Consider the following 18,442-nt stretch of genomic DNA (forward strand, 5'->3'; position numbering starts at 1 on the left):
CATTTCCCTTTTTCCGAACGAGGCGGCCTTCGGGCCATGCCCCGAGCCTCAAAGAGCCCCAATCATGTCCGCCACCGCTGCCAATGATGTCTTCGCCGCTTTGACCGCCGCCGCGCGGGAACGCATCCTGGTGTTGGACGGCGCCATGGGCACCATGATTCAGGCCCTGAAGCTGGACGAGGCGGGCTATCGCGGCGCGCGCTTCAAGGACTGGCCGCGCGACGTGCGCGGCAACAACGATCTGTTGAGCCTCACCCAGCCCGACGCGGTGCGGGAGATCCACCTCAAATATTTCCGCGCCGGCGCCGATATCGTCGAGACCAACACCTTTTCCGGCACCTCCATCGCCCAGGCCGATTATGGCATGGAGGCCATCGTCTATGAGCTGAACTTCGAGAGCGCCCGCCTCGCCAAGGAGGCGGCGGTGCTGGCTGAGAAGGAGGATGGTCGCCGCCGCTTCGTGGCCGGCGCCTTCGGCCCCACCAACCGCACCGCCTCCATCTCGCCGGACGTGAACGATCCCGGCTTCCGGGCCGTGACCTTCGATGATCTCGCCACCGCCTATGGCGAGCAGGCGCGCGGCCTCATCGCCGGCGGGGCGGACATCCTGCTGGTGGAGACCATCTTCGACACCCTGAACGCCAAGGCGGCTTTGTTCGCCATCGAGGGGCTGTTCGACGAGCTCGGCATCCGCCTGCCGGTGATGATCTCCGGTACCATCACGGACCTGTCGGGCCGCACCCTCTCGGGCCAGACCCCTTCCGCCTTCTGGTATTCCCTGCGCCACGCGCAGCCGTTCTCCATCGGCCTCAACTGCGCGCTGGGCGCCAAGGAGATGCGGGCCCATATCGCGGAGATCGGCCGGGTGGCCGACACCTTCGTGTGCGCCTATCCCAATGCCGGCCTGCCCAATGAGTTCGGCCTCTATGACGAGAGCCCCGAGGCCATGGCGGCCCTGGTGGGCGAGTTCGCCACCTCCGGTCTCGTGAACGTGGTGGGCGGCTGCTGCGGCACCACGCCGGACCACATCCGGGCCATTGCCGGCGCGGTGAAGGGCATCAAGCCCCGCGTCGTGCCCGAGCTGGAGCCACGCCTGCGCCTGTCGGGCCTGGAGCCGTTCGAGCTGACGCGTGAGATCCCGTTCGTGAATGTGGGCGAGCGCACCAACGTCACCGGCTCGGCGCGCTTCAGGAAGCTCATCACCAATGGCGACTTCCCCGCCGCCCTGGCCGTTGCGCGCGACCAGGTGGAAAGCGGCGCCCAGGTGATCGACATCAACATGGACGAGGGCCTGCTCGACAGCGAGGCCGCCATGGTCACCTTCCTCAACCTCGTGGCCTCGGAACCCGACATCGCCCGCGTGCCGGTGATGGTGGACAGTTCCAAGTGGGACATCATCGAGGCGGGGCTGAAGCGCCTGCAGGGCAAGGGCATCGTCAATTCCATCTCCCTCAAGGAGGGGGAGGAGGCGTTCCGGGAAAAGGCGCGGCTGGTGCGCCGCTATGGCGCCGCCGTGGTGGTGATGGCCTTCGACGAGGACGGCCAGGCCGACACCTATGAGCGCAAGACCAGCATCTGCAAGCGCGCCTATGACATCCTGACGGGCATGGGTTTCCCGCCCGAGGACATCATCTTCGATCCCAACATCTTCGCGGTGGCCACCGGCATCGAGGAGCATTCGGGCTATGGCGTCGCCTTCATCGAGGCGACCCGCTGGATCCGGCAGGGCCTGCCTTACGCCCATGTGTCGGGCGGCGTCTCGAACCTGTCCTTCTCGTTCCGCGGCAACGAGCCGGTGCGCGAGGCCATGCACGCGGTGTTCCTCTATCATGCCATCCAGGCGGGCATGGATATGGGCATCGTCAATGCCGGCCAGCTCGCCGTTTATGACGAGATCGAGCCGGCCTTGCGGGAGGCCTGCGAGGACGTGGTGCTGAACCGCCGCGCCGACGCCACCGAGCGGTTGCTCGCCATGGCCGAGGGCTTCAAGGGCCAGGGCAAGGAGAAGAAGGAAGCCGACCTCACCTGGCGCACCTGGCCGGTGGAGAAGCGGCTGGAGCACGCGCTGGTCAACGGCATCACCGATTATGTGGAGGCCGACACCGAGGAGGCCCGCGCCAAGGCCGAGCGGCCTCTGCACGTGATCGAGGGCCCGCTGATGGCGGGCATGAACGTGGTGGGCGACCTGTTCGGCGCCGGCAAGATGTTCCTGCCCCAGGTGGTGAAGTCGGCCCGCGTGATGAAGCAGGCGGTGGCCTATCTCATGCCCTTCATGGAGAAGGAAAAGGCGGAGATGGGCCTTTCCGCCTCCTCCGCCGCCGGCAAGATCCTGATGGCGACCGTGAAGGGCGATGTCCACGACATCGGCAAGAACATCGTGGGCGTGGTGCTCCAGTGCAATAATTACGAGGTCATCGACCTCGGCGTGATGGTGCCCACGGCCAGGATCCTGGAAACCGCGAAGGCGGAGAAGGTGGACGTGATCGGCCTTTCCGGCCTCATCACCCCATCCCTGGACGAGATGGTGAACGTGGCTTCCGAGATGGAGCGCGAGGGCTTTTCCGTGCCCCTGCTCATCGGCGGCGCCACCACCTCGCGGGTCCACACCGCGGTGAAGATCTCGCCCCAATATGAGCGCGGGCAGGCGGTCTACGTCACCGATGCCAGCCGCGCGGTGGGCGTTGTCTCCAACCTGCTCAATGCCGAGACGCGCGGATCCTACGTCGCCGACATTCGCGCCGAATACCAGAAGCTGGCCGATGCCCATGCCCGCGCCGATGCCGCCAAGCAGCGCGTGCCTTTGGCCAAGGCGCGCGAGAACGGCCTGAAGCTGGACTTCTCCAATTATGTGCCGCCCAAGCCGAAGATCGTCGGCGCCGAGGTGTTCGAGGATTACGATCTCGCCGACCTCGTGCCCTATATCGACTGGACGCCCTTCTTCCAGTCCTGGGAGCTGACGGGGCGCTATCCGGCCATCCTTCAGGACCCGGTGGTGGGCGAGCCGGCCCGGGCGCTGTTCAACGATGCCCAGGTGATGCTGAAGAAGATGGTGGAGGAAAAGTGGGTCACCGCCCGCGCCGTCATCGGCTTCTGGCCGGCGAATTCGGTGGGCGACGACATCGTGCTGTTCCGCGACGACAGCCGCGCCAATCCGCTCACCACCCTGCACACCCTGCGCCAGCAGCTGGCGAAGCGGGAGGGGCGGTTCAACCTCGCCCTCGCCGACTTCGTGGCGCCCATGGAAAGCGGCGTGGCTGATTATGTGGGCGGCTTCGCGGTGACCGCCGGCATCGGCGAGGACGAGCGGGTGGAGGCCTTCAAGGCCGCGCATGATGACTATTCAGCCATCATGCTGAAGGCGTTGTGCGACCGCCTCGCGGAGGCTTTCGCTGAGCGCATGCACCAGCTCGTACGCACCAAATATTGGGGCTATGCGCCGGATGAGGCGCTCTCCAACGACGAACTGATTGCCGAGACCTATCGCGGCATCCGCCCGGCGCCGGGCTATCCGGCCCAGCCCGATCACACCGAGAAGGGCACGCTGTTCTCGCTGCTGCACGCCACCGACGCGGTGGGCATCCGCCTGACGGAGAGCTTCGCCATGTGGCCGGGGGCGGCGGTGTCGGGGCTTTATTTCGCCCACCCGGAGGCCGCCTATTTCGGCGTCGGCCGCATCGAGCGCGATCAGGTGGAGGATTACGCCGCCCGCAAGGAATGGACGGTGGCGGAAGCCGAGAAGTGGCTCGCCCCCATCCTCAATTACGACCCCGCCCGTCAGGCGGCGGCGGAGTGATGGGGCCGATCCAGCGCGGCACCCGCGCCGCATAGGTGGCAAAGGCCGGGCCGAACTTCGCCGCGAGGTGCCTTTCCTCGCGGCGGGCGGCCAGATGATCGGTGGCGAGGGCGGCAAGGAGCGCCGCCCCTATCAGCCATCCATTGAAAAAGGCGAGCCCCAGCCCCGCCACCAGTAGCGTGTTGCCCAGATAGATGGGGTTGCGCGAGAGCGCGAACGGGCCGTTCGTGACCAGATGGTCGGCGCCCCGGTTCGGCAGCACGTTGGTGTGGGCGCGATAGAGGGTGAAGATCGCCGACAGGTCGAGCCCCAGGCCGAGGGCCGCCACCAGCGCCCCCGCAATGCGCACCGGCAACCCCGCCAGCGCCGAGGGCCAGCCCAGCGGCGCCAGCCAGCCAAGACCCAGGCCGGCCACCAGCGCGGCGCCGTAGATCAGCGGCGGCCATGGCACCCGGTTCGGGCGCAGCGCGGTTTGATCAGGCTTCAGTTTCTCAGCCATGCCGTTGCCTCCTGCTTTGCCCCCCGGCGGGCGGTGGTCGCGCGACCCATGACGATGTCCCCCATTTGCGGCGGGCCGTCACGGGGGGCATCGCCATTCTGCCCTTGCGAAAACATTCAAAACATATAATTTCATATGATTGAATGTATATCGTCGGGACCGTGGCCGGCCGCAACCCCGGCATCGTCCGTGTCCCGCAGGGAGAAACCCCATGCGTGCCTGTTCCCTCAAGCAGAAGGCGTGGTCGCCATATCTGGCCGGCATCATCATCGGCCTGCTGCAGGTTCCCGCCTTCCTCCTCATCTCTACGGCCCTCGGGGCCTCGTCATCCTATGTGACGGTGGGGGGATACATCGCGTCCCTGTTCGATCCTTCCATTGTTGAGATCGATTATGTGGCCAAGCACGTGGCGGCCACGGGCAAGAACTGGTGGCAGGTGGCCCTGGTGGCCGGCGTCGCCATCGGCGCCTTCATTTCCATGAAGCTTTCGGGCGCCAAGCGGAAGGCCGTCTCCCCCATCTGGAGCCGGGCCCTCGGCACTTCCAGCCGGCCGGTGCGCTATGCGGTGGCCTTCGGCGCCGGCTTCCTGATGCTGTTTGGCGCTCGCGTGGCCGATGGCTGCACCTCCGGCCACGGTTTGTCCGGCATGGCGCAGATGGCGGTGTCGTCCACCATCGCCGTGGCCTTCATGTTCGTGGGTGGCATCGCCACCGCCTTCCTCGTCCTGCGCCGCATCTGAACGCGCCCGCCAAGGAGAACTCACATGTCTGTTTTTCCGGCCGTTCTCATCGGTCTTGCCATGGGCATCGTGTTCGGCTTCGCCTTCGAGAAGGCGCGGGTGTTCGAGCCGGGCATGATCGTGGGGCAGATGCAGTTCCGCAACTTCACCATGCTCAAGGTGTTCCTCACGGCGGTCGCCACCGGCGCGGTGGTGCTGGCGGTGCTGCACGGCTTCGGCCTCATCAAGCTGTCGCCCAAGCCCACTTTCTATGCGGCCGACGTGCTCGGCGGCTTGGCGCTGGGCGCGGGCATCACTTTGGCGGGCGCCTGCCCCGGCACCATCCTGGCGCAGATCGGCGCCGGCTATCGCGATGCGTTCTTCACCCTGCTGGGCGGCCTCGCCGGCGCGGTGGCCTTCAGCTATGCCGACCCGATGCTGACGCCCCTCCTGTTCACCGGCGGGCCGGGCAAGATCACCTTCATGGACCTCACCGGCGTATCGTACACGGCGCTCGCCATCGGCCTTGCGGTGGTGCTGGCGGTGGTTCTGGTGCTCCTGGAGCGCTGGCGTCCCTGGCGCGCCGATCTGGGCGCCGACGTGGATGGTGATTTCGGCGCGGCCGATACGACGACGGCCGCCAATGTGACGCGTCTCAAGGCGGCGGAGTGATGGCCATGAACGCCAATGCTCCGAACGCTGGCCCGGAGGGCGACCGCCACATCGTCATTCTGGGGGCGGGGTTTGCCGCCCTCACCGCCGTGCGTGAGCTGCGGCGGCAGAACGTGACCGCGCGCATCACCGTGGTTTCGCCCTCCGACGAGCTGATCTACGCGCCGAGCCTCATCTGGATCCCCGCGGGCCTGCGCAAGGGGGACGACCTGAGGGTGCCGCTGGCCGGCTTCTTCGCGCGCCACAAGGTGACGCATGTCAAGGCGCGGGTGGAAGGCGTCACCCATGGCGGGCGCATCGTGGAGACCTCCCAGGGGCCGGTCGCCAACGATCTGCTGCTCATCGCCACCGGCGGGCGCTATATCCGCAAGCTGCCGGGCATCGAGAACGCCATCATTCCCTGTGAGGGCATCGCAGCTGCGGAGGCGGCCCGCGATCGCGTCGCGGCCCTGGAGCAGGGCACGGTGGCCATCGGCTTCGGCGGCAATCCCAACGAGCCGGCGGCGGTGCGCGGCGGGCCCATGTTCGAGTTCCTGTTCGGTCTCGACACGCTGCTGCGCCGCCAGGGCCGGCGGGACAAGATCGAGCTGGTCTTTTTCAACCCGTCGAAGGAGCCGGGGCAGCGCCTCGGCCCCAAGGCGGTGGGGGCGCTCTTGAAGCAGATGGAGCAGCGCGGCATCAAGACCCACCTCGGCCACAAGATGGCGCGCTTCGCGCCCGACCGGGTGGTGACCGAAGGCGGCGAGTTCCCCGCCGACGTCATCCTCTTCATGCCCGGCCTCACGGGCCCCGTCTGGCTCGACAAGAGCGACCTGCCCAAATCGCCCGGCGGCTTCGTCCAGGCGAGCGAGACCTGCGCCGTGCCGGGTCTCCAGCGGGTTTATGTGGCGGGCGATTCAGGCTCCTTCCCAGGGCCGGACTGGATGCCCAAGCAGGCGCACCAGGCGGATCTCCAGGCGGTGGCGGCGGCCCGCAACATGGCGGCTGAGCTGAAGGGGCTGGCGCCCACGGCGGTGTTCAAGCCGGAGCTGGTGTGCATCGTCGACACCCTCGACGCCGGCATGCTGGTGTTCCGAGACATGAAGCGCAACCTTGCCCTGCCGCGCTTCGCCGGCTTCCACCTGCTGAAGAAGATGTTCGAGGCCCACTACCTCAAGGCGTATCGAGCTGCGTGAGCGGCCCCCAGGGCACGTTGCCCCGGCCCTGCGCATACGCATTGGCCAAGGCAACGAAGCCTTGAACATCGATCTCCTCCGCCCGCGCGGTCTCGGCCACGCCGGCGGCGGCAAGCAGGGGGAAGGGGTCCACCCCCAGCGACTTCAGGCTCTGCCGCAGCATCTTGCGGCGCTGGCCGAAAGCGGCTTCCGTCACCCGTTCCAGGGACGAGAGGGCGCAGGGCAGAGGCTCGGCACGGGGCACCAGATGCACCACCGAGGACGTGACCTTGGGCGGTGGCACGAAGGCGGACGGCGCCACATCGAAGGCAATGCGCGCGGTGGTGCGCCAGCCGGCGAGCACCGCCAGCCGCCCATAGACCTTCGAGCCCGGCGCCGCCACGATGCGCTCGGCCACCTCCTTCTGGAACATCAGCGTCAGCGAGCCGAACCAGGGCGGCCAGGGGTCCGTGGAGAGCCAGCCCACCAGCAGCAGGGTGGCGACATTATAGGGCAGGTTCGCCACCACCCGCGCGGGACCCTCGCCGATGAGGGGGCGCACATCCACCTTCAGGGCATCGCCCTGGATGACCTCCAGGCGGCCCGGATAATGCTCCGAAATCTCCGCCAGGGCGCCGAGGCAGCGCGGGTCGCGCTCGATGGCGATCACCTTCTTCGCCCCGAGCGCCAGCAGCGCCCGGGTGAGGCCGCCGGGGCCGGGGCCCACTTCCACCACCGTTACGTCCTCCAGCGGCCCGGAGGCGCGGGCGATGCGGCCGGTGAGGTTGAGGTCCAGCAGGAAGTTCTGGCCCAGGGACTTCTGGGCGGACAGGCCATGGCGGCGGATGACATCGCGCAGCGGCGGCAGGTCGTCGAGGGCACTCACGCGGAATGGGCTTTCTGGAAAAGGGCTTCGTTCTCGGCAAGGCGGTGGGCAAGCCGCAGCGCCGCCATCAGGCTGGCCGGATTGGCGCGGCCGGTGCCGGCAATGTCGAACGCCGTGCCGTGGTCGGGTGAGGTGCGGATGAAGGGCAGGCCCAGCGTCACGTTCACCCCGTCATGGAACGCCAGGGTCTTGGCTGGGATGAGCACCTGGTCGTGATACATGCCCACCACGACGTCATAGCCGGCGCGGGCCTCGGGATGGAACAGCGTGTCGGCCGGCAGCGGGCCGCGCGCATCGATGCCCTCGGCCTTGAGCCGGGCGACCGCCGGGCGCACCACCTCCTCGTCCTCGCGGCCGAGGGTGCCGCTTTCCCCCGCATGGGGGTTGAGACCGGCGAAGGCGATGCGCGGCGCCGACAGGCCGAACCGCCGGCGCAGATCGCCGGCGAGGATGCGCCCCGTGTCGAGCAGCAGATCGATGGTGACGAGCTCCGGCACCTGCTTCAGGGGCACATGGATGGTGGCCGGCACCACCGCCAGCAGCGGCGACCAGATCATCATCACGGCGCGGGGCGGCTCACCGGCCGCTCCTTCCCCTGCGCGGGCGGCGAGATATTCGGTGTGGCCGGGAAAGGGAAAGCCGGCGGCGTACATCACTGATTTCGCGAGGGGACACGTGACCATGGCCGCGGCGGAACCGGCGCGCACCAGATCGACAGCCGCGTCGAGGCTCGCCTGCACGGCGGCGGCGCTCGTGGCGTCGGGAACACCGGGAGCGGCGGTCGCCCGTGGGCCGGTGGGCACGACGGGCAGTGCGTCGGGAAACGCCTCCGCGGCCTGGGTGGGCGCGCAGGCGGCGATGGGCACGTTCAGCCCCAGCAGGCGTGCGCGGGCGGCGAGGAGCTCGGGATCGCCGGCCACGAAGAAGGTGGGCAACTGGTCCCGGGCGCACCACGCCTTCAGGGCCAACTCGGGGCCGACGCCGGCCGGCTCTCCGGCGGTCAGTACCAGAGGGGGCAAGGCCGGGCTGCTCATCAGCGGCGATATTGGATGAGGGCGCTCTTGCGCAGCTCGTCCAGCAGCTTCTTGGAGGCGGAGTTGAATTGCTTGTTGGACAGCTCGTCCTTGATCTCGCGCTTCTGCGAGCTCTCGCCGCGCACCTGCCGCTTGTCGCACACCGCGAAGGTTTCCACGCCGGACTGGCTGACTTCCGGCGGGGTCAGTTTCCCCACGGCGGTCTGGTCGAGAATCTTCTGCAGGTTCGGCGGCATGTCGGACGACAGGCGCAGCACCTGCGGGCGGACCACCACCTCCCGGAGTGACTTGGCGGCGGCAAGGCCGCTTTCGCAACCGTTGAAGCGGGAGCGGAAGGCGTTCGCCTCCTGCAGGCGGGCGCCATAATTGTTGGAGTTACGGGGCACCACAAAGATGATCGGATACAGCACGTACTCGGTGGAGACGAGGCTGGTCTCGCCCCGGCGCTGAAGGGCGGCCGCGATGTCGGCATCGCGAATCATCACGTTGCCGGAGCGGCTGCGCACATACTGGCTCCAGATGTAATCGGCGGCGAGCTTGGTCTTGAACGCCTGCGCGTCAAGGCCCGCCTGGGCCAGGCCCTGGGTGAGCTGTTCCGGCGTGCGGCCGGAGCGCTCGGCCACCGACGCATACATGCGGTCGATGTCCTTTTGCTCGATATCCGATTGCAGCTTGCGCGCCTGCTGGATCTTCAGCCGGTCGTCGATGACCTCCTGCAGGGCCTCCTTGGCGGAGATGCTCTTCTTGTCGAGAAGAGAATGCAGGCGCTGGCGCTGGGTGACGTCATAGGAGGTGATCGGCTCGCCGTTCACCATCACCACGATCTGCTGGGCGCGCGCGGAAAGGCCGGAGCCCAGGACGGCAGCCAGCAGGCTGAATGCGAAGACGATCGCAGAGGCGAGGCGGGGAGGAATGCGCATGGTCCTTTCCGAAGCACGGCGTGCGATGACGTCGGGCTGAAACGCAGAAAATGAGCCAGTGGCACCCTTCCGGCGTTTTGCCGTTGTCTCCAGGTCGTGTGGCGGCAATGGGGCCGGGCGCAGGCCCTGGAGGCCGGGTGCGCCACCATCCGCTGCCACCGGCGAAGGCCCGCCTCTCGCCGGGCCATGCCGGGCGGCCGGTCACACCGGACACCCGCGCGGATACGAAAGTCGCATCCACACGACAAATCTAGCCGTAAGCCGCGGCCCGCTCAAGGCGCAGACTACTGCTGAACACCCGCGTCGGACGAGGAAGACGACCCAAAGGATGTCGAGAACCCACCCTCGCCCAGCGTGCGCAGGCCAATGCGGAACATCACCTTGTTCACCGGATCGCCGCCGGGGCCATTGATGGTGTAGTCGGTGATGTAGTTGAGCGCGAGGCTGAAGCAGTCGTCGATATAGCTGAGGCCGACCAGCGTGTAGTCGAAGTCAGACTGCGCGACATTGTAGCGCACGCCACCGGACACGGTCCAATTGTCCGTCAACTTGTACGCGGCGGTTGTGTAGACGCCCTCGCGCATGTCGTAGTAACCGAGCAGCGGCTGCGGCTCGTAGCGACCATAGGTGACCGACACGCCGAGCCGGTCGACAGAGGCGCGGCCCTGAAGTTCGAACCGCTGCAGCGACATGTTGTCGTTGTCAAAGCGGAAGCGAGAGATGAATTCCAGATTCTTGGTGGGCGAGTAGCCCACCCGCGCGATGTAGTCCGACGCGTTGGTCTCAAGGCCGGACTCAAGGCCCGTATTCGCCATGTCGCCATAGGCGAAGGAGTTCTTGCCGAACAGGTTGTAGGACTGACCCACCAAGGCACTCAGGGTGCCGAAGCCGCGGATATTGGCCGCATAGCTCACGCCCACATTCGCGCGGCTGCCGCCCTCGACCCGGTCATAGCCCGAGTACTTGTTGATCTCGAACAGGTTCGTGTCGTCGAACACGAGGCTCTGCGCGTCCTCATTGGGGAAGGCGCCGATATCCGTTTCGTTCGGGCGGATGATGATCTGAGCCCGCGGCTCAATGGTCTGCGTACCCCAGCTTTCCACGGAGATGAAGGGATAGCGGTAGTCGAGGCCGATCGCCGGCATGGCGCGGATGAGGTCCTCGCTTCCCGACTGCAGCGGGTTCTGGCCGGGATAGGTCGGGCCGTACATGTAGCTGTAGGGGAGGGGATCGATGTTCACCGAAGCCACGTCCACCCGAGCGGTCACGAACGGCGTCCACATCTGGCCCCAGGAGTCCGTGACGGTGCGCTTCCAGTAGAGCTCGGCGGACAGGCGCGTATAGTCGCCCGGCGCGCCGCGCAGCAGGCACTGCTCCGGATTAGGATTGGCCAGGGTGCACGAGCCTGTCGGTATGCCGGTGGCGCCGGGGCTGGACCACAAGTCGGACATGCCGATGAAGTCGGCCTGGTCGCGCGTCAGGCTGGTGAGGTTCACCTTGACGCCCGACTCTCCGCCCCAGAGCGGCTTATCGAACACCTTGGAATAGTTCAGTGTTCCGACGATCGGGATACGGTTCTGGTCGTCGGTGACCGACATGCCCAGGAAGTACAGGCCGCGCACGTCGAAATAGGAGCGGTCCCCCTGGCCGGTGAGGTACACGGTCGAGGTCTTCGTCGTGGTGGCGTCACCGATCAGATTGTAGTCGCGCAGGAAGGTGCGGTCCGACGCCAGCGTGCCATCCCAGCCGAAGGTCCAGAACTGGTTGATGGCGAAATTACCGGTGGTCTCGATGGCCCCGCGGTTGTCGCGATAACCCGGCAGATAGTCCGGAAGGCCGGTCGTGACATTGGTGGTGACGAACGCTTCCTTGTCCTGCTGCATGATGCCGGCGGCGCGGATCGTGTAGCTGCCATTGATCAGGCGCTGGCGCCACTCGCCCTGCATCAGAACACCCTGCTTGGTGGTGATGGTGGGGGTCAGCGTCAGGTCGCGATCGGGCGCGATGTTCCAGAAGAACGGCGTGCCCACCGCGTAGCCAATCTGGCTCGAGGAGAAGAACTCCGGCATCAGGAAGCCGGTCTTGCGCTTCACCGTCGGGTCCGGCGACGACAGATACGGGAAATAGGCCACCGGCATTCCGAAGAATTCAACCGTGGCGTTCTCGTAATAGATCATCCGCTCGTCTTGGTTGTGGATGATCCGCTTGGCCTTGATCTGCCACAGGGGCGGCCGGGTGGGGTCGTCGCGGCAGGGTTCGCAGGCGGTGTAGACGCCATTCTGGAAGACAGTGACGTTGCCTTCCGTCCGGTCCGCGCGGGCGGCGGCGAAATGGGTCTGGTCCGGGGTGTCCAGCCGGAGCGAGTCGATGAAGCCTTGCTTGAAATCCTGGGTCAGCTCCAGGTTTTCGGCGGTGACAACCTTGCCGTCCTTGTCCTTCAGACGGACGTTGCCGATGGCGCGTACCTGATTGGCCTTGCGGTCCAGCACCACGCGGTTCGCCTCGAGGGTGGCGCCGTCATAGTAGATCTGGACGTTGCCGACCGCGGCCACCGTCTCCTTCTGGAAGTCGTATTCCATCTGGTCGGCCGTCACCAGCATCTTCTGGTTCGGGTCGAGCTTATGGTTCGGCAGCACGTTGCTGCCGAAGGCGGCGGGAGTCGTGCCGCCGGTGCCGGTGGAAGCCGGGTGCGCGCCTGCCTGCTGCGCTGCGGCAATGCCGGCGGCGGAGGGCAGGGCGAGAAGGAGGAAGCCCAGGAGCATGGACGCACCGACCCGGCGCCCGCGAGCCCACAGGCCGCGGGGGGTGCTTGTGCGTGCTGCGATGGGGTGCGAGGCGACCCTCATCCGTCCTCCCGATGCAACAGAATAAGAGCCCCCATAACGATTCCCGCCACTGCTGGAAACCATGCTGCAGCAACAGGATGAACGATTCCTGCCTCACCGAGATCTTCGGCGAGCTTGGTCCCCACATAAAGCAGAAACCCCGCGGCCACGCCACCGAGAATCGTCTGTCCCACACCGCCGAAGCGGAACACGCGCAGGCCCACCACTGCGGCGATCAGCACCATTGCGACCAGCAGAAGTGGCCGTGCCAAAAGGCTTTGGAACTGAAGCCGATACCGCGCCGCGCCAAAGCCGGCATGTTCCGCACTGCGAATAGCAGCGGGCAGTTGCCAAAAAGGCACGGTCTCGGGAGCGATCAGGCTTTCCAGCACCTGGCCGGGGTCGAGGTGGGTCGCGATCAGGTAGGTGTCGAACTGCTGAAGGTCTTGGCCCGGCACGAGAACCCGGGCATTGCGCAGCACCCAGGCGCCGTCGCCGAGGGTGGCGGTGGGGGCCTCCACCCGCTCGATCAGCTTGCCGTCGTTTCCGAATTCGTAAACCACGACGGAAGAAAGAACGCGCCCGCCCTGGGATGAAGCCGCCGCCTGGATGATCGCCTGGCCATCGACACTCTGCTGGCGCACCCAGAAATCCTGCTTGCCGCCGGCGGCAAGCGCCGCCGATGAGCCGAACATGCGGCTTTCCATCTCATTGGCGCGTTCCTTGAACTCGGCCGAGATGGGGTTGAACACGCAGGTGGCGAACACGCCGATGAGGAAGGCGATGATGACGGCCGGGGCAATGAACTGCCAGGCCGAAAGGCCCACCGCGCGCGCCACCACCAGCTCAAGGCTCCGCGACAGCAGGACGAAGGTGGCGATGGCACCGAACAGCACCGCGAACGGCAGCAGCTGCTCGGTAAAGGCGGGGGCGCGGTAGAGGGTGACGAGGGCCACCATGGTGGTGGTCACGTCGTCATGGTCGGCGGTGCGGCGCGCCATCTCCAGGAAGTCGACCAGCATGATGAGGCCGACGCAGCCGAAGAAGATGAGCGCCACGGCCGAGGCGAAGCGCCGCCCGAAATAGAGGCCGAGAGTGGGGCCGATCATGGTGTCACACTCATTGGCGTCACGCCGCCTTGCCGCGGGCCAGCCGCTGCCTCAACCCTTCCGCGAAGGCGGAAAGGGCGCGCGGCGGCGACAGCTGGACGCGATCGCTCAGCAGCAGCGCGCACAGGGCAACCACCACAATCGGAAAGATGTAGATGAGCACCACCGCCGCCTGCTGGGTGCGCAGCTGGCCGGCAATGGCGAAATTGCCGATCTGCACCATCGCCATGGCCGGGATGATGGCCATCAGCGCCGCGCCGCGACTCTGCCGCGTGGTGCGCGGGCGCGCCAGGGCGGCGGCGGCGATGGCGAAATAGGCGAGCGGATAGAGCCCCGCCGACAGGCGCTTGTGCAGCTCCTCCCGGAAACGGCCGGGCTGGGTAAATTGGTAGAGATCGTTGGCCGGCGGATTGAGCACATAAGCCAGCGGCCGCTCGGCTGGCCGGATGGCCTGGCCCTGCGTGTTCGGCGCCAGCGACGACAGGTCGAAGGCGTAGCGCTGGAACTCCACCACCGAGGTGCTGTTGCTCTTCTCCCCGCCGCGGCGGTGGATGGAGCCGTTTTCAAGGACCAGGAAGGTACCGGCGTCGCTGTCCACGATCTGGCCGCGGTCGGCGAGATAGGTGGTGATGTCCTTGTCGCGGCCGTCATGAATGAAGATGCCGCTCATCACGCCATTGGCGGCGCGCTCGCGCACATGGAAGACGAGGCCTGGCGTCAGGGTGATGAAGCGCCCGGGCTGGGCCACGAACGAGACCACGTCCGCGCGCACCTTCGTCACCTGGTCGCGGAAAATCCTGAGGCTGGACGGCACGACGAACAGGGCCAGCAGCGAGCAGAAGGCCGAGACCAGCAAAGCGAGGATGACGAGCGCCCGCAGCACCCGCCACGGGCTCATGCCGGAGGCGGCCATCACCACGATCTCGCTGTCTCCGTTGAGCTTCAGCAAGGTGTAGGCGGTGGCGATGAACAGGGCGGCCGGGGCGATCACCAGCACCAGGGTGGGCATGGTCAGGCTGGTGATGGCGACAAAGGCCAGAATCGTCTGGCCCTGGCTGGTCACAAGGTCCAGCTGCCGCAGGGCCTGGGTCGACCAGATCATGCCGGCGAGCACCACCACCACCCCCAGGAAGGCGATGGCAGCCGTTGAGAAGATGTAGCGGTCGATACGGCCCATCAATCATCGATCCACTGCGCGGAGCCGCTCGTCGCTGGCCGGAGGCTGTTCGGGCGCACTGGATATCCGCAAGCGGCGGAACGCGCAATTCGTGCCGCATGGGGAAGGCCGGCAGCCTCGGCCGGCATGGGGTGACAGCCGGCTGTCACAGGCTTTTTCCGTCGAAGGCGGCGGCATAGGCCTCGGGCTTGAAGCCCACCAGGAGCGTTTCGCCCATCTCCAGGACGGGGCGCTTGATCATGGAGGGTTGGGCCAGCATCAGGGCAATGGCCTTTTCGGCGTCGAGGTCGGCGCGCTCGGCCTCCGGCAGCTTGCGGAAAGTGGTGCCGGAGCGGTTGAGCAAGGTGGTCCAGCCGGCCTTCTCCACCCAGCCGGAGAGCCGGGCGCGGCCGATGCCCTGGGTCTTGTAATCATGAAAGGCATAGGCGACGCCGTGGCCGTCGAGCCAAATGCGGGCCTTCTTCATCGTGTCGCAGGCCTTGATGCCGTAGAGCGTCACTGCGTCGGACATGGATCGCATCCCGTTGGCTGGTGGCGGGGGGAGCAGATGCTCAGCGCTTGGCGCCGTAAGCGCACATGAACACGTGGACAGCCCCCTTCACGACCTTTTCGGTGTGCGCGGGGTCGGGTGATTCGGCGTTGCCCATGAGGATGGGCACGGTGATGCCGTCCTTGCACAAGGAGAGGAACTGGCTGGCGGCCTGCTCCACATCGTCGATCTCAAGCGCCCCTTGCTCCACCTTGGCGGCCAGAAAGACGCCAAGTCGGCGGATGCCCTGGCAGGGGCCGGCCTCGAAGAAGCGGTAGCTGATCTCCGGGAACTTGCTGCCGATGGCGATCACGGTGCGCAGGGTGGCCATGTGCTCCGGCCGGATCAGCGCCGCGATGAAGGAATAGCCCACGGTGGTGAGCACCTTCTCCACGTCCGGCTCGTTGCTGTCGAGCACGAACATGCGCTCGGCGGTCTCGTTGCATTCGCTGGAGACGAGAGCCGCGAACAGGTCTTCCTTGTTCTGGAAGTAGACGTAAAGCGTGCCCTTGGACACGCCGGCCGCCCGCGCGATGTCGCCCATGCTGGCGGCGTCGAAGCCGCGTTCCAGGAACACTTCCCGCGCGCCGGACAGAATCTGCTGGCGCTTTTCGGGGTCCTGGCCGGCCGCGGGCGCACCCTCGCGATGATCGCAGACGGGAACTGCCGCCGGGTCTAGGGGCATGGGGTCAAACGTCGTCACCTGGGCATCCTCTCCTCTCGCCTTCGTTTTGTGCCATCCGGTGCGGTGCGCGCAAGCCGGCCGTCCGGCCTAGGGGCCGGGGAATAGGGCGGCGCGCGGCGCGGCACGGAACATCGGGACGAGACGAGGGCCTCGGCGAGCCGGACAGGGGCGGAAAAACTTCTGGGGAAGATGTCCGACCGAACCGTTCGGTTCCCTCTTGCCATACCCAAGGGGGTGGGCTATGTCAAAGGTGTTCGACCGAACCGTTCGGTCAGCCCGCTGGCTCCGCAACCCATCGGCTGATCGGGCTGAGGGAGGAGAGCATCGCCCCCGCTCTCCTCCCTCCCTTCACTTCCGGTCATTTTCCCCCATTCCTGACTTTCCCGCCTAGTCGCGTGCCGGCCTTGGTCCGGCGTGCGCTGCAGCGTTGCCGGCGGCGTCGATTCGCGATGGTGCGACATTCCGCCACGTCCGTGTGGACTTGGTGCGGTGCGCGGCGGCCTTACCTTAGGCGCACCGATCCGGGCCCCTCTGGCGCGGCCTTTGGGCCGCGTGATGTCGGATCATCGTGTGTGGTGGGGAAGCCGCCGGTCCTGTCGTCAGGCCGCCGCGCGCCCATGGCACGCAGCGCCGATGAACGCGACCAGGATCGAGGCCCCCTTCGCTCATGCCACCCTTTTCCCTTTTCTTTCGCCTGTCCGCTCCCAAGACGGTGCGGCGATGACCGCGCCACATCGGGCGACGGCCCCCCGCCGCGCGCTCCTGCTCATCAATCCCGGCGCCCGCCGTGGCGGGATGGCGCTCGACGATGCGCGCGCCGTTCTCCAGGCTGGCGGCATCCTGGTGAGCGAGCATCCATGGCCGGCGCACGCGGCCGCCCGCGAGCTCAGCACCATCATCCGGCACCAGGCTGAAACGGTTGATCTGGTGATCGTGGGTGGCGGGGATGGCACCTTGAACGCGGCGGCGCGGGGCCTGTTCGACACCCAGCTTCCGCTGGGCGTGCTGCCTTTGGGCACGGCCAACGATTTCGCCCGCACCCTCTCCATTCCCACCGATCCGGTGGCGGCGGCCCGCCTCATCGTTTCCGGGGCGCCGCGCGCGGTGGATCTGGGGGAGGTCAATGGCCATCCCTTCCTCAATGTGTCCAGCATCGGCTTCAGCGCCGATCTCGCCCGCGCCCTGACGGCCGACGCCAAGAAGCGCTTCGGCGTGCTGGGCTATGGCGTCGTGGCGGCCCGCCTGCTGTGGCAGTCGCGCCTGTTCACCGCCTTCATCGAGCATGATGGCGCGGTGGAGACGGTGCGCACGCTCCAGGTTTCGGTGGGCAATGGCCGCTATTACGGCGGTGGCATGGCGGTGGAGGCCTCCGCCAGCGCCGACGACGGGCGGCTCGATTTCTACAGCCTGGAGGTGGACCACTGGTGGCGCCTGCTGGCGCTGCTGCCGAGCCTGCGCCGCGGCACCCAGGGCCAGTGGAGCGATGTGCGCGCGTTTCGCACCACCGAGGTGGTGGTGCGCACCAGCCGTCCGCGCCCGGTCAACACCGATGGCGAGCTGGTCACCTTCACGCCGGCCGCGTTCCGGGTGTGGCCGGGCGCCATCCGCGTCTATGCACCCCCGCCCGAGGCGGGCGCTCCGCGCCCCGATTCCAATTATTCCGCCGTCTCTTCTTCGCCCCAAGGTGTTTCGTAATGGACTATCTGTTGCAGCTTGCCGCCGATCCCGCAGCCTGGGTGGCGCTCGTCACGCTGATCGCCATGGAGGTGGTGCTCGGCGTCGACAATCTCATCTTCATTTCGATCCTGACCAACAAGCTGCCGGCCGAATACCGGGCCAAGGCGCGGCGCATCGGCATCGGGCTCGCGCTCATCCTGCGGCTGGGGCTGCTGGGCACGGTGGCCATCATCGTCACCCTTACGGCCCCGGTCTTCACCGTGTTCGGTCACGGCTTCTCCTGGCGGGACATGATCCTGGTGGCCGGCGGCCTGTTCCTGGTGTGGAAAGCCACCAAGGAAATTCACCACAACGTCGATCCGCACCCCAATGACGATGTGTTCGAGGCCAAGGTCACGGTGGGCTTTGTTTCCGCCATCGTGCAGATCCTGATGCTCGACCTGGTCTTTTCCATCGACAGCATCATCACCGCGGTGGGCATGACCGAGCACATCCCGATCATGATCATCGCCGTCATCGTGGCGGTCACCTGCATGCTGCTCGCCGCCGATCCGCTGGCGAAGTTCATCGAGGCCAACCCCACGGTGGTGATGCTGGCGCTCGGCTTCCTCATCATGATCGGCATGACGCTGATCGCGGACGGCTTCGGCGCCCACGTGCCCAAGGGCTACGTCTACGCCGCCATGGGCTTCTCGGCGGCCATCGAGGGCCTGAACATGCTGGCGCGGCGGCGGCGCGAAAAGGCCGGCCACGGCTGACGCGGC

15 protein-coding genes are annotated in these 18,442 nt (G+C 66.9%); 6 read left to right on the plus strand and 9 right to left on the minus strand.

Annotation, left to right across the window (positions count from 1 at the left end; all coding sequences use genetic code 11):
• Positions 1-64 precede the first annotated feature (64 nt).
• Entirely contained in the window at positions 65-3,793 is a 3,729-nt protein-coding gene (gene metH / locus V5F26_RS05050; protein WP_394946850.1) for a methionine synthase, read from the plus strand.
• Here metH and V5F26_RS05055 read toward each other — a convergent pair.
• Entirely contained in the window at positions 3,756-4,292 is a 537-nt protein-coding gene (locus tag V5F26_RS05055) for a methyltransferase family protein (RefSeq protein WP_394946851.1), read from the minus strand. The genes metH and V5F26_RS05055 overlap by 38 nt on opposite strands.
• A gap of 211 nt (positions 4,293-4,503) precedes the next feature.
• Between V5F26_RS05055 and V5F26_RS05060 the strand changes: the two genes are divergently transcribed.
• From V5F26_RS05060 to V5F26_RS05070, 3 genes are read left to right on the plus strand one after another with little or no spacing between them, the layout of a single operon-like run.
• Positions 4,504-5,031, plus strand: coding sequence for a YeeE/YedE thiosulfate transporter family protein (locus V5F26_RS05060; protein WP_234053341.1), 528 nt, complete (start codon positions 4,504-4,506; stop codon positions 5,029-5,031).
• A 24-nt stretch (positions 5,032-5,055) separates the two neighbouring features.
• Positions 5,056-5,682, plus strand: a complete 627-nt coding sequence (locus V5F26_RS05065; RefSeq protein ID WP_394946852.1) for a YeeE/YedE thiosulfate transporter family protein — start codon at positions 5,056-5,058, stop codon at positions 5,680-5,682.
• Between the two features lie 5 nt (positions 5,683-5,687).
• Positions 5,688-6,857, plus strand: coding sequence for an NAD(P)/FAD-dependent oxidoreductase (locus V5F26_RS05070; protein ID WP_394946853.1), 1,170 nt, complete (start codon positions 5,688-5,690; stop codon positions 6,855-6,857).
• Here the strand turns inward: V5F26_RS05070 and rsmA are convergent.
• From rsmA to V5F26_RS05110, 8 genes are all read right to left on the minus strand, one after another.
• The gene (rsmA, locus tag V5F26_RS05075) at positions 6,835-7,722 is read right to left on the minus strand and encodes a 16S rRNA (adenine(1518)-N(6)/adenine(1519)-N(6))-dimethyltransferase RsmA (RefSeq protein ID WP_234053344.1); all 888 of its coding nucleotides are present in this window, start codon (positions 7,720-7,722) and stop codon (positions 6,835-6,837) included. The two genes, V5F26_RS05070 and rsmA, sit on opposite strands and share 23 nt — an antisense overlap.
• On the minus strand, positions 7,719-8,756 hold the full coding sequence (gene pdxA, locus V5F26_RS05080) for a 4-hydroxythreonine-4-phosphate dehydrogenase PdxA (protein ID WP_394946854.1): 1,038 nt from the start codon (positions 8,754-8,756) through the stop codon (positions 7,719-7,721). The genes rsmA and pdxA overlap by 4 nt, the downstream gene beginning before the upstream one ends.
• On the minus strand, positions 8,756-9,676 hold the full coding sequence (locus tag V5F26_RS05085; RefSeq protein WP_234053346.1) for a peptidylprolyl isomerase: 921 nt from the start codon (positions 9,674-9,676) through the stop codon (positions 8,756-8,758). The genes pdxA and V5F26_RS05085 overlap by 1 nt, the downstream gene beginning before the upstream one ends.
• Before the next feature lie 284 nt (positions 9,677-9,960).
• The gene (locus V5F26_RS05090) at positions 9,961-12,438 is read right to left on the minus strand and encodes an LPS-assembly protein LptD (protein WP_394057339.1); all 2,478 of its coding nucleotides are present in this window, start codon (positions 12,436-12,438) and stop codon (positions 9,961-9,963) included.
• Positions 12,439-12,518: 80 nt separating this feature from the next.
• Positions 12,519-13,610: an LPS export ABC transporter permease LptG gene (gene lptG / locus V5F26_RS05095; RefSeq protein WP_234053348.1), complete on the minus strand. Its 1,092-nt coding sequence runs from the start codon at positions 13,608-13,610 to the stop codon at positions 12,519-12,521.
• Positions 13,611-13,629: 19 nt separating this feature from the next.
• Positions 13,630-14,787 carry an LPS export ABC transporter permease LptF gene (gene lptF / locus V5F26_RS05100; protein ID WP_234053349.1) on the minus strand — a complete coding sequence of 386 codons (1,158 nt, stop codon included), beginning with the start codon at positions 14,785-14,787 and terminating at the stop codon, positions 13,630-13,632.
• A gap of 145 nt (positions 14,788-14,932) precedes the next feature.
• Complete coding sequence (locus tag V5F26_RS05105; RefSeq protein ID WP_234053350.1) at positions 14,933-15,298, minus strand: ArsC family reductase; 366 nt, start codon at positions 15,296-15,298, stop codon at positions 14,933-14,935.
• 40 nt (positions 15,299-15,338) lie between these two features.
• The gene (locus V5F26_RS05110; protein WP_234053351.1) at positions 15,339-16,019 is read right to left on the minus strand and encodes a TetR/AcrR family transcriptional regulator; all 681 of its coding nucleotides are present in this window, start codon (positions 16,017-16,019) and stop codon (positions 15,339-15,341) included.
• A 702-nt stretch (positions 16,020-16,721) separates the two neighbouring features.
• Here V5F26_RS05110 and V5F26_RS05115 point away from each other — a divergent pair.
• On the plus strand, positions 16,722-17,696 hold the full coding sequence (locus V5F26_RS05115) for a lipid kinase (protein WP_394946855.1): 975 nt from the start codon (positions 16,722-16,724) through the stop codon (positions 17,694-17,696).
• The gene (locus tag V5F26_RS05120; RefSeq protein ID WP_234053353.1) at positions 17,696-18,436 is read left to right on the plus strand and encodes a TerC family protein; all 741 of its coding nucleotides are present in this window, start codon (positions 17,696-17,698) and stop codon (positions 18,434-18,436) included. Before V5F26_RS05115 ends, V5F26_RS05120 begins: the two co-directional genes overlap by 1 nt.
• Positions 18,437-18,442: the final 6 nt, after the last annotated feature.

The sequence above is a fragment of the Xanthobacter variabilis genome, assembly GCF_043831965.2.
GTDB lineage: Bacteria > Pseudomonadota > Alphaproteobacteria > Rhizobiales > Xanthobacteraceae > Xanthobacter.